Origin of the sequence: Apibacter sp. (assembly GCF_025291155.1) — a bacterium.
Classification (GTDB): domain Bacteria; phylum Bacteroidota; class Bacteroidia; order Flavobacteriales; family Weeksellaceae; genus Apibacter.
The window spans coordinates 1-11,546 of sequence record NZ_JAMBJZ010000069.1 but is presented as its reverse complement, the minus strand read 5'-3'; the positions used below and the strand labels follow the sequence as shown (position 1 = coordinate 11,546).

11 protein-coding genes are annotated in these 11,546 nt (G+C 26.9%); 2 read left to right on the top strand and 9 right to left on the bottom strand.

Going from position 1 to position 11,546, the window contains the following annotated elements:
- The coding region (locus M3Z80_RS07330) for a hypothetical protein (RefSeq protein WP_293918891.1) at positions 1-210 on the top strand (210 nt) is incomplete at its 5' end.
- 139 nt (positions 211-349) lie between these two features.
- Here M3Z80_RS07330 and M3Z80_RS07325 read toward each other — a convergent pair.
- From M3Z80_RS07325 to M3Z80_RS07285, 9 genes are all read right to left on the bottom strand, one after another.
- Positions 350-1,144 carry a thymidylate synthase gene (locus tag M3Z80_RS07325; protein ID WP_293918890.1) on the bottom strand — a complete coding sequence of 265 codons (795 nt, stop codon included), beginning with the start codon at positions 1,142-1,144 and terminating at the stop codon, positions 350-352.
- A 13-nt stretch (positions 1,145-1,157) separates the two neighbouring features.
- Positions 1,158-2,627, bottom strand: a complete 1,470-nt coding sequence (gene rpoN / locus M3Z80_RS07320; RefSeq protein ID WP_293918889.1) for an RNA polymerase factor sigma-54 — start codon at positions 2,625-2,627, stop codon at positions 1,158-1,160.
- 468 nt (positions 2,628-3,095) lie between these two features.
- Positions 3,096-4,544, bottom strand: a complete 1,449-nt coding sequence (gene asnS, locus M3Z80_RS07315; protein WP_293918888.1) for an asparagine--tRNA ligase — start codon at positions 4,542-4,544, stop codon at positions 3,096-3,098.
- 116 nt (positions 4,545-4,660) lie between these two features.
- Positions 4,661-5,878, bottom strand: a complete 1,218-nt coding sequence (locus M3Z80_RS07310) for a serine hydrolase domain-containing protein (RefSeq protein ID WP_293918887.1) — start codon at positions 5,876-5,878, stop codon at positions 4,661-4,663.
- A 125-nt stretch (positions 5,879-6,003) separates the two neighbouring features.
- Positions 6,004-7,179, bottom strand: coding sequence for a class I SAM-dependent methyltransferase (locus M3Z80_RS07305; protein ID WP_293918886.1), 1,176 nt, complete (start codon positions 7,177-7,179; stop codon positions 6,004-6,006).
- Positions 7,180-7,325: 146 nt separating this feature from the next.
- A complete protein-coding gene (locus M3Z80_RS07300; RefSeq protein WP_293918885.1) occupies positions 7,326-8,420 on the bottom strand; it encodes an AI-2E family transporter in 1,095 nt (364 codons plus the stop codon).
- Positions 8,421-8,705: 285 nt separating this feature from the next.
- Positions 8,706-9,059 carry an FtsB family cell division protein gene (locus M3Z80_RS07295; RefSeq protein WP_293918884.1) on the bottom strand — a complete coding sequence of 118 codons (354 nt, stop codon included), beginning with the start codon at positions 9,057-9,059 and terminating at the stop codon, positions 8,706-8,708.
- Positions 9,060-9,063: 4 nt separating this feature from the next.
- Entirely contained in the window at positions 9,064-9,684 is a 621-nt protein-coding gene (gene udk, locus M3Z80_RS07290) for a uridine kinase (protein ID WP_293918883.1), read from the bottom strand.
- Positions 9,685-9,759: 75 nt separating this feature from the next.
- Positions 9,760-10,686 carry a dihydroorotate oxidase gene (locus M3Z80_RS07285; protein WP_459251447.1) on the bottom strand — a complete coding sequence of 309 codons (927 nt, stop codon included), beginning with the start codon at positions 10,684-10,686 and terminating at the stop codon, positions 9,760-9,762.
- A gap of 334 nt (positions 10,687-11,020) precedes the next feature.
- Between M3Z80_RS07285 and M3Z80_RS07280 the strand changes: the two genes are divergently transcribed.
- Positions 11,021-11,362 carry a CD225/dispanin family protein gene (locus M3Z80_RS07280; protein ID WP_293918881.1) on the top strand — a complete coding sequence of 114 codons (342 nt, stop codon included), beginning with the start codon at positions 11,021-11,023 and terminating at the stop codon, positions 11,360-11,362.
- The last annotated feature ends 184 nt before the right edge of the window (positions 11,363-11,546 follow it).

The window sequence follows — 11,546 nt, the reverse complement described above, 5'->3', positions numbered from 1 at the left end:
AATTATTCATATAATAATTTTAACGATGTTATTTTAGAAACAAAATGTTATATTTTTGAAAAAGGTGTGGAAAGAATAAAACAAAAAACCGATATAAAAGTTTTAGTGACAAATCGTGAAATAGATAATAGATTAAATACTGTCATGTATAATGAAAAAGATAGCACAAATTCTTCGTTAAATAAGATAGAACTGAAATATAATAATTAAATAATTTCTTAAAAATAAATGTTAGATATAAGTAATTATAGTTATATCTAACATTTAAAAATAAATTTGTATAAATAATATTTATTATTACAAGATGAACCACCAGGTTTTTAATTATTTCTAAAATGAAATTAAAATATTAAACGGCGACCTCTGCTTTTATATGAGGATCTGGATTGTAACCTTCTATAGAAAAATCTTCATATTGAAAATTAAAAATATCCTTTCTTAGCGGATTAAGATGTAAAGTAGGTAGTGAATGGGGGTTACGTGCTAATTGGAGTTTCACTTGATCTATATGATTTTTATATATATGGACATCTCCGAAAGTGTGAATAAATTCTCCAACTTTTAAATTACAAACTTGAGCCATCATACACAAGAGTAAAGAATAAGATGCTATATTAAACGGTACACCTAAAAAAACATCTGCGCTTCTTTGATACAATTGTAAAGATAGTCTTTCATCTGCCACATAAAATTGGAATAAAGCATGACAAGGAGCAAGAGCCATTTGAGGGATGTCTGCCACATTCCAAGCAGAAACAAGCATTCGACGAGAATTTGGGTTATTTTTAATTTGATCTAATATCTCAGAAATTTGATCAATATGTTTGCCGTCGGGAGCTCCCCAACTTCTCCATTGATATCCATAAATAGGGCCTAAATCGCCGTTTTTATCAGCCCATTCGTTCCATATGCGAACCTTGTTATCATTCAAATATTTAATATTTGTATCACCTTTCAAAAACCAAAGTAATTCATAAATAATGGAACGTAAATGTAATTTTTTAGTTGTTAAAAGTGGAAACCCTTTTTGTAAATCGAAACGCAATTGATAACCGAAGGTACTGATAGTTCCGGTTCCGGTTCTATCTTGCTTATAGGTTCCCTTATCTAAAATATGCTGTAATAGTTCTAAATAAACCTGCATTTATGGTATATATTTATATTTTTTTCCTTAATCTGGCTACAGGAATATTGAGTTGATCCCTATATTTCGCAATGGTTCTACGCGCAATATTATATCCTTTATCATTAAGGATTTTCATCAAGTTATCATCAGTAAGGGGTTTCTTAGTATCCTCATTTTCAATAACTTCTTGTAATATAGTTTTTATCTCCCGAGTGGATACTTCATCACCCTCTGAATTGGTAAGACTTTCGGAAAATAAATCTTTAATTAATAAGGTTCCATAAGGGGTATTAACATATTTACTATTGGCTACTCTAGAAATAGTTGAAATATCCAAACCAGTTATTTCAGCAATATCTTTAAGAATCATCGGCTTAATTTGTTCTTCATCACCGGACAAAAAATAATCTTCTTGATAATCCATAATGGATTTCATGGTAATGTATAAAGTTTGCTGACGTTGCTTAACCGCATCAATAAACCATTTAGCGGAATCTAATTTCTGTTTTACAAACATTACTGCATCTTTTTGTTCTCGTGATTTATTTTCCGTATTCTTATAGGTATCTAACATTTCAGAATATTCCCTGGAAATTTTTAATTCCGGTGCATTTCTTCCATTAAGCGTAAGTTCCAACTCTCCATTAACAATTCTAATAGTAAAATCAGGAATTATTTGCTCCGTATTTTTCGAATTATTAGTAAAGGCTTTCCCCGGTTTAGGATTTAAGCGTTCAATTTCACTAATAGCACTTTTAAGTTTATCTTCTGAAATAGAAAATTTTTGCTGAATTTTATTATAATGCTTTTTCGTAAAAGCGTCGAACATTTCATTGATTATTTTATAAGCAAGTTCCGTGGATTCTGTATTATTTTTTGATCTGAGCTGAAGTAGTAAACATTCACGTAAATCTCTTGCTCCAATTCCAGTTGGATCCAATCTTTGGATATAATTGATTAGCAACTTTTCAATTGTTTTTACATCAGTATAGATTCCTTGAGTAAAAGCCAAATCATCAACAATTGAAGATAAATCTCTTCGTAAGTATCCATCATCATCTAAATTTCCAACTATAAAGTCGGCTATTTCTTCTTCATTTTCTGCTAGTCTGAATGTGTGTAATTGCGAACTAATATGTTCTTGAAATGATTCATATTGAGCATACGGTAATTCTTTTTCTTCATCATCATCACTATAATTATTAGATTGCATACGATAGCTGGGAACTTCATCATCACTGAGATATTCATCAATGTTTATATCTGGAGCATCAATAATTTCATTATCTCCAGAATCATCAAATTCATTTTCAGAATCAAAAGAATCCGCTGAATCATAATAATCATCATGGGAATCATCTTCTAAGGCAGGATTTTCTTCAATTTCTTGCTTAACTACTTCTTCAAAGGCTAGAGTGGGTAGCTGAACTAGTTTCATTAGTTGAATTTGTTGAGGAGATAGTTTTAGAAGTTGTTTTAATCTTAAATCCTGTTTTAACATAAATAGTTTCTTTAAAATAAAGTAATTTAAGTAAGTATAAATAAGGTTTATATTTTCAAATTTACACTTTTAAATTTGAAGATACAAATAAAGGCATAATTTTTGTAATGAATTTTTTTTGTATAAATGAAGAAAAGATATAATTTATATTAAAAGGAAATAAGTCTTATTTGTAATGTTTTGTTTTAGTTATATTTTATGATTTTTTTTTAAATATTTATATAGTAAAGGTATAATAAAAATAACATTTTTTTTAGAATCTTTTTGAGCTAAATTAATGGGCTAATTTTAACAATCAAGATATTATGTAAGTATGATTATTAAGGATTTATAATATGTATTTGTTAATACTAGTAATTTAAACTTAATAATATAATTTATTACTTAAAAAATATATGTTTGATCTATATAAAATTAAAAAGATGTTTAATTTTCATTAAACATCTTTTTAATTTTATAATAATATTATTAAAATTCAGCATTTTTAGGTGTTCTCGGAAAAGGTATTACATCACGAATATTTCCCATACCTGTTACAAATAAAACCAGACGTTCTAAACCAAGTCCAAAGCCGGAATGTGGAACGGTACCAAATTTGCGAGTATCTAAATACCACCATAATTCTTTTTCATCAATATTCATATCCTGCATTTTTTGCTTTAAAACTTCAATTCTTTCTTCTCGTTGGGATCCACCAATAATTTCTCCGATTCCCGGGAATAACACATCCATGGCACGAACTGTTTTATGATCATCATTTAATCGCATATAAAAAGCTTTTATTTTCGCGGGATAATCATAGAGAACTACCGGACTTTTAAAATGTTTTTCAACTAAATATCGTTCATGTTCAGATTGTAAATCAGCTCCCCATTCATCTATGAGATATTTAAATTTTTTCTTTTGATTAGGTTTTGAATTTTTAAGGATTTCTATTGCTTCTGTATAGCTAAGTCTTATGAATTTATTTTTTAGAACAAAATCTAGCTTCTCAAGTAGATTCTGATCAGATTTTTCTTCTTTTGGCTTTTGTTTTTGTTCATCTTCAAATCTTTTATTTAAGAAATCTAAGTCTTCTTTACAATGATCAACGGCATATTGTATACAATACTTAAGGAAGTCTTCAGCAAGATTCATATCGTCATCTAAATCATAAAAAGCTACTTCGGGTTCTACCATCCAAAATTCTGCTAAATGACGGGTCGTATTTGAATTCTCAGCTCTAAAAGTTGGTCCAAATGTATATACTTTTCCTAAGCCCATAGCGGCAGTTTCAGCTTCTAACTGACCAGAAACCGTTAAATTGGTTTTTTTGCCAAAAAAATCCTGCGAAAAATCGGTTTTTCCATCCGTATCCTTAGGTATATTTTCTAAATTCAAATTGGTAACGGTAAACATTTCCCCAGCACCTTCTGCATCCGATCCTGTAATTATCGGAGTGTTGATATAGCAAAATCCATTTTTATTAAAATATTGGTGAATGGCAAAACTTAACGCATTTCTCACTCTCATTACTGCAGCAAACGTGTTGGTACGAAAACGAAGATGAGCCTGTTCTCTTAATTTTTCCAAAGAATGTCTCTTAGGCTGTAAAATAGTTTCTTGTACCTCTTCGGGGTTAGCAAATCCATATACTTTTATAACATTTGCAACGACTTCTATATCTTGACCTGCTCCTTTACTTTCCGTTACCATGCCTTCAACGTATAATGAAGATGCAGTGGTAATTTGTTTTAAGGTTTCTGTATCGAAATTGTTATAATTGATAATAATTTGAATATTATTTTGTCCGGAACCGTCATTTAACGCAATAAATTGATTGGAACGAAATGATCGCACCCAACCTCTTACTATTACTTCTTCCTGTAAAGCATCTTTTCCTTTAGCTAACAATTCTTTAATACTGTAATCCTTCATTTAAAATTTTTTTATCGTAAGCAAATATAAATAAATTCCTTAGTAATTTTATCGTCCTATTTGATATATATAATCTTTTTACTCAATTATAATTTTCTAAATAATATAAATTATAGTTATGGATATTTATATTTATTTATATTCGGTAGAGGATAATCACCAAATAAAGGAGCTAAACGTATTGCGGAAAATACCATATTAGAATATTTGTTTCCTATGGCTATGATAGTAACTTTTTCATCCAATAAATGAATAAATATGGCTTTGCTACCATGCCACCATCCCGTATGATAAATTAATTTTTTACCGTTGTTAAACACCATTAAACGCATGCCCAAACCATAATTTTTAATATTGGGGATTTCATTGCTATAAGGAGTATACATTTTATCTAATAAATCTTTTCGTAAAAAATTCGGAGCAAACATTGCCTGGCTTAATCTGAAAAGATCTTTAGGTGTGGTATAAAGATTTTTATCTCCATAGACTAAATCAAGATGATTAAATTGATAAGGTTTACCGTTCGGATAATAAGATAGGGTAACTTTTTTTAAATCTTTTTCTTGAAGTATATAAGAATTGTTCATTCCTAAAGGCCTAAATATCATAATATTTATTGCTTCAGGGAATGACATTTTAGTTATTTTTTCAACAACTAAAGCTAATAAGGCAAAATTGGTATTAGAATAAGAAAAATGTGTATCTCTTATTGATTGTAGAGTTGGAACATAGGTTGAAAACAAGGATAGAATATCGTCATTGGTAATTTTATTTCTTTTGTCCCACGTTTTAATACCATCAACCAAATGGGTATATTCAGGAAGCCCGCTTCGATGAGTCAATAAGTCGTGTATAGTTATATCCGGATAAGGAAATTTAGTAAGTATGGTCTTTATTTTTTGATCTAAATTAAGCTTATTGGCTTCAACTAATTTTAAAATAGCTAATGAAGTTATAATTTTGCTTACTGAAGCGACATGTAAAGGAGTTTGAGAAGAAATTAATGTTTTATTTTCAAAATTTGAGAATCCGTTATACTTTTCCAACAATATATTATTACCTCTAGCAACTAAAATACTGCCATTTAGGTTATATGCCTTCCAAACATGTGTATAATATTTATTTAGTTGATATATAATGCTATCATCATTAGTTGAATGGTTATCCTTTTTTGTAAAAATTTTATTAAAATTTATATCATAATATCCGGGAACTAAGGAAGGAGTATTTTGCTTAACCTTTTTTACTTCAGCATTATTTTTTTTACAATTGATAAAAATAAAATTGAAAAGGCTAAATAATAATAATATAATGCAAATAAATTTTTTATACATTTTTACATGAATATTTTAATATTATTTCTTATAAAACTATTGTGCAAGTTAATTTTTATAATCTTAATTATTTATTAAAATAAATATAAATTGTTATAAAAATAAAATATCTCTAATTTGAGAAATTAAATACTTTCGGCTAAAATGCAAACATTTCCTTCTAGAGAACGTGTGAATATTAGATAGATGTCACCACCTTCAATAAGATTATATTTTTTTTTGATTTCTTCCGGCTTTATGGGATAATTTTTGCTAATTATATTAAATTTTTTATTATTTGTCTTTTTAGGATTAAAATTTTTATCAATAATTGATAATATCCGTCCTGGAAAATCTTCTATTTTTTTTTCAGAGGTATAAATATGAGTATTAGAATGCAATTTTTCAAGTTTAAATTTATTGCCGATAAGTTTGAAGGCTCCTGATTTTAAAAGAGATGAATTAGGTTGATATAAATACGATTTAGGAAGTGAATAGGAGGGAGTATCAGAGAGTTTTTCATCTCGCCAGTTAAAGTGAAAATCGGGTTGTTTTGTTTCTAGGTTTACGCAATGAATATAAGGATTATTCAAATATTCTAATTTTTCAGATCTTAATTCCAATACTAATTCTTTGGTTTCGTTTTTAACTGATACAATATATATATTAGATATGGGCAATTGGTCTATTACTTTTTGCAAGTCTAAAAGAGGTGATAATTTAATAAAGATTTTCGATGTAAATTTAAATAATTGATTTTGTAAATCTAGAATGTTTGGTGACAAGTCCATAATTTCAATTTTTTTATTTTTATTTACATCTCTACGTGAAGGATCTAAATAAATAAAATCAAATGATTGAGTATTTTCAGATATAAATTCTTCAGCGGTTTTATTAATAAAATGAATATCTCTTTTTTTCAAGCTAAAAAAATTGTGTTTTACAATCTCCAATAATTCATAGTTTGGTTCAACATAAAAAAAATTAGTTGCATTCTCTGAGATGAAATAACAGTCGATTCCGGTACCTCCGGTTAAATCGATTCCATTTTTACCAGTAATAATTTTTTTCTTATACAAAGCTGTGCTTTGAGAAGATGCTTGTTCTAAATTTAGATGAGGAGGATAAATGATTCGATTGTTATTATAGAGAAAAGGTAATTTTTTTTGAGCAATTTTTTTTCCTTGAATTTGTTGAACTAATTCAAGGGAAGAGATGTTATTAAAAGGTGATTTTCTAAATCTTAATTTAGATAAATCAGAATATAAATTTTGGGTTATATATTCTTGTACTTCTTCATTTATAAGTTGTTTATTAATCACTATTAAATAATACAATTTTATATTAAAGAAAAAATTATAATAGCTAAAATACAATAGTTAAGCATAGCATTATTTATTATAATTTTTAATTTTACTTGAGCCAGTTAATTATATCAATTTTATTTTAAAGTATAAATTGAAAACAATTATAAGTTTTTGGTAATAGCTTGAACAATTTTAAAGCGATTAAAAAAGCTTTTCAAAACTACTCGTAAAACCGTATAGCCCGGAATAGCAAAAGTAACTCCTATAGCTCCAAATAAAATTCCGGATATCAACATAACTAAAAAAATTTCCAACGGATGAGATTTTACACTTTTTGCATAAATCAATGGCTGGAAAATAGCATTATCTATCAATTGAGCAATTAGGTATAAAATACTAATCCAAAATATAGTTGGTATAATTTGTGAATTAAAATCCATTCCCAAAGAAAACATGCTGCTCATACTTAATAAATTTATTATAAAAAAGCCAAGTAAAGGTCCTAAATAAGGAATTAAATTACAAAATGCACAGAACATAGCAATTATCACCATATCTTTAATTTTGAAACCACCTAAAATAGCTAAATACAATAAAAACATAGAACATATTTGTAAACAAATACCAAGAAAATACCGGGTAAGTAAGTCTTTAATATTTGAAAGTACTTGAATAACTTTTTTAATATTATTAGTAGGTACAGCTCCAATAATCATACGATTGAATAAGTCTTTTTCTCTTAAGAAAAAAAAGGTAATGAAAGTAACGGAAAATATAGAAATACCCAATTCAGCTAATAAAGAAAATCCGCTTTGAAGAGTATCCATATGTATTTTAAAATTATATTTTGAAGCAAATAATTGCGCATAATTATCTTCAAATAAATAAATATGTCTATTTTTTAAAGCTTCATCAATCAATTTAACCTGCTCGGTTATTGAATTTTGTAATTTATTAATGTCGAGAAGAGATAAGTTCCCTGCTTGTTCAAGAGCTAAAGGAATTACAAAACTTAGAAATGTAAGTAATATACCAACCATGATTGACAGCGTTATGAAAGCTGATATAGTATTGGAAATTCTAATTTTTTCGCTCAAAAAATTCATTAAAGGCCTGCCCATTAATGAAAAGGCAAATGCTACAAATATGTAGGCTAATACAAAACGTATTTTCCACAATAGAAAAAATAAAAGAACTGTGAGAAAAATTACTGATACAGCACTTATGATACCTTTGCTAATATCTTTATAATTCATATTTTTCAATAATTTGATTTTATGTGATATTTAAATAAAATTATCATTTTATTGTATAGTTATTGATTTTGTAGCTTTTAATAATTGTTAATTATCATAAAATTAAGCTTTAATTAGATATAATTTAAAAATTTAATTATAATTATTTTTTCTCTAAAATTTTATTATTTTTCCCAAAGCTATCAAATTACAATATCTTTTCTAATTAATTTTTAATTCGAGAGTATCTAATAATAAATTATTTTGTCAAATGTACAAAGCATCAATTAATATAAGTAAAAAAAATTAAGGATTAGATTTAGAATTTATAGAATTATCTTTTGTAATTATTATGAAAATGTCTTCATTAAGTTTTTTAAAAAAATACTTTTCACGTGCATATTTTTCCCTAACTTCTCTATTATTTTTTAAATTTTCATACTGAATATTTTCAGAGTCTAATTTACTTTTATAATAGTCTTTCTCATGCTTTAATTTAGATATTTCATTATTTAACTCTTTATGAGTTAAGTAAGAATTAGTATCAATAAAAAACATCCATACAATGAAAATTAATGAAAGGTATAAATATATGTTGGAATACCAATGCTTACCAAAAATAGATTTCTTAGCAGAGGCTTTAGTTTTATTTTTTTCCATTTTTTTAATTTGTACGATTCTTCAAAGTGTTTTGTATTACTGTACTTAGTAGATCAATAGCAACGGTGTTTTTTTTCATAGTAGGAATTATAATATCTGCATATGCCATAGAAGGTTGTATAAATTCCTCATGCATCGGTTTTAAGGTAGATTGATATCGTTGTAAAACCTCCTCTAAATCTCTTCCTCTCTCCTGTATATCTCTTCTAATCCTTCTAATAAGTCTTTCATCTGAATCTACATTAACGTAAACTTTTACATCAAATTGTTTTCTAAGTTCGGGATTAGTCAATACTAAAATACCCTCTACAATTAATATTTCTTTAGGCTGAATAATAGTTATATCTTCAGTTCTGGAATGAGTTATAAAAGAATAAATAGGTTCTTCAACCGGTTGACCTGTCTTTAATTTTTTTACATGATCAATTAACAAATCGAAATCAATGGATCTTGGATGATCATAGTTTAACAATTCTCTTTCATCAAATGAAAGTTCTGGATTGTAGTGGTAATAATTATCTTGAGTTAATACATTTACATTATTAGAATCCAGCTGTTTAAGAATATTATTTACAACTGTAGTTTTTCCGGAACCAGTTCCTCCTGCAATACCAATAGTTAACATTTATCTTATACGTATATATGTTGAATTATATTTTTAAATTAGAAAATAATGTACCAAAATAAGCTATTAAAAAAATTAAAGCTCTTTTAGCTTTCCTTTAAAATCTAATATAGTTGTGTAATTTTTATCTTTCATAATTTCTTTTAGTTCAGTAAGTATTTTTGAAAATACTTTAGTACCATTTTTCATCAATTGAGTTCCTATTTGAACCATTGAAGCACCACATAAAATATGTTCAAAAACATCTTTACCGGATTCAACCCCACCACAACCTATTATTGAAATATCTTTTTTTAATAATTTATGAAACATTCTAACATTTGCTAAAGCAGTAGGTTTTACATAAGCACCTCCAATCCCCCCAAATCCACCTTTAGGCTTGATTACTACTGATTCGTCTTCAACATATAGTGCATTTCCAATACTATTAATACAGGTAATGAACCGTAACTGATATTTATTTAAAATACTTGCCATCATTTCAAAATGAACGATGTCGAAATATGGAGGTAATTTAACTCCTAAAGGTTTTGTATAGAAAGAGAATACTTGCTTTAAAACTTCATCGGTTCTATCAAAGTCATATCCGGTTTGGGGTTTTCCTGGAATATTTGGACAAGATAAATTTAATTCTACTAACCCTTGAAAATCTGAATTTTCAATTTGGGTTAGCATTTCAATATTATCTTCTAAAGTAAGACCTGCTACTGAAAAAAATAAATTATCATTTCCGGATTTATGTTCTTTTAGTGCATAATCAAGGTAAAACTCAAAGCCAAGGTTTGGCAATCCCATAGAATTTATACTTCCTAATTGTAAATCTACATATCTTGGAGATGGGTTACCTTCTCGAGGGGATATTGTACAACTTTTAGTTATCCATGTTCCTGATTCGGAATTTTTCAAATTTGATAATTCCTCTAAAGTCATACATTTAACTCCGGAAGCATTCATTAAACAATTACTAAATGTTTTATTGGAAATGGTTGTTTCTAAAGATATCATTAATTTATTTTTTGCAAATATCTAAATATTTAAGATGACAATAAAAAGATATTTATTATTTAGTATGAAAAATAATGATGAATGTGATAAATCAACTTATATGAAAGGTTAAAAATAAGATAAATTAAATTGAGTTAATTTGACGTTTAATTTTTTTCTAAAATAAAATTTTAACATTTGCTTAAACATAATATTTGCAATACTTTTGTTACAGTAAAGATAATGTTATGAATAAGCGATTGCTTTATAGTTTTAATATAATTTACTTAAATTATTTAAAGTGTGATAAAATGTTAAATTTATATAAGTAATTAATAATAAAATAAATTTTATGGAAGAACAAACTAACCAAATCTATGAAAATTCTGCTTATACTAATAAAAAAAACGATGTACAACAAAACAATGTACCACCCAAAAATTATATGACATTAGCTGTCATAACGACAATTCTTAGTTCTGTTTGCTGCAATCCATTAGGATTGATTTTAGGTGGTTTTGCCATTTATTTTGCCAATGAAGTATCTAGAGAATATGCACAAGGAAATTACTCTAGTGCTTTATCTAAATCTAATACAGTTAAAATTATGATCTATGTTAATATAGCATTATTGGCATTTTATGTAATAATATATGCTTTATATATATTTTTTAGCATCATTTCCAGGTTGTAGAAGGTTAACTTATACAAAATGTTATTAAAAATTAGTATGTTTAACGAAATATTTTATAGGATTGTGTTTTCAGAAATTCTAATTAATAAATATTTAATTTTATTTTTAACAGTGCTACGATTAGTATTTTAATATTATCTTATAAAGTAAGACCTATTACTGAAAAAAACAAATTATCATTTCC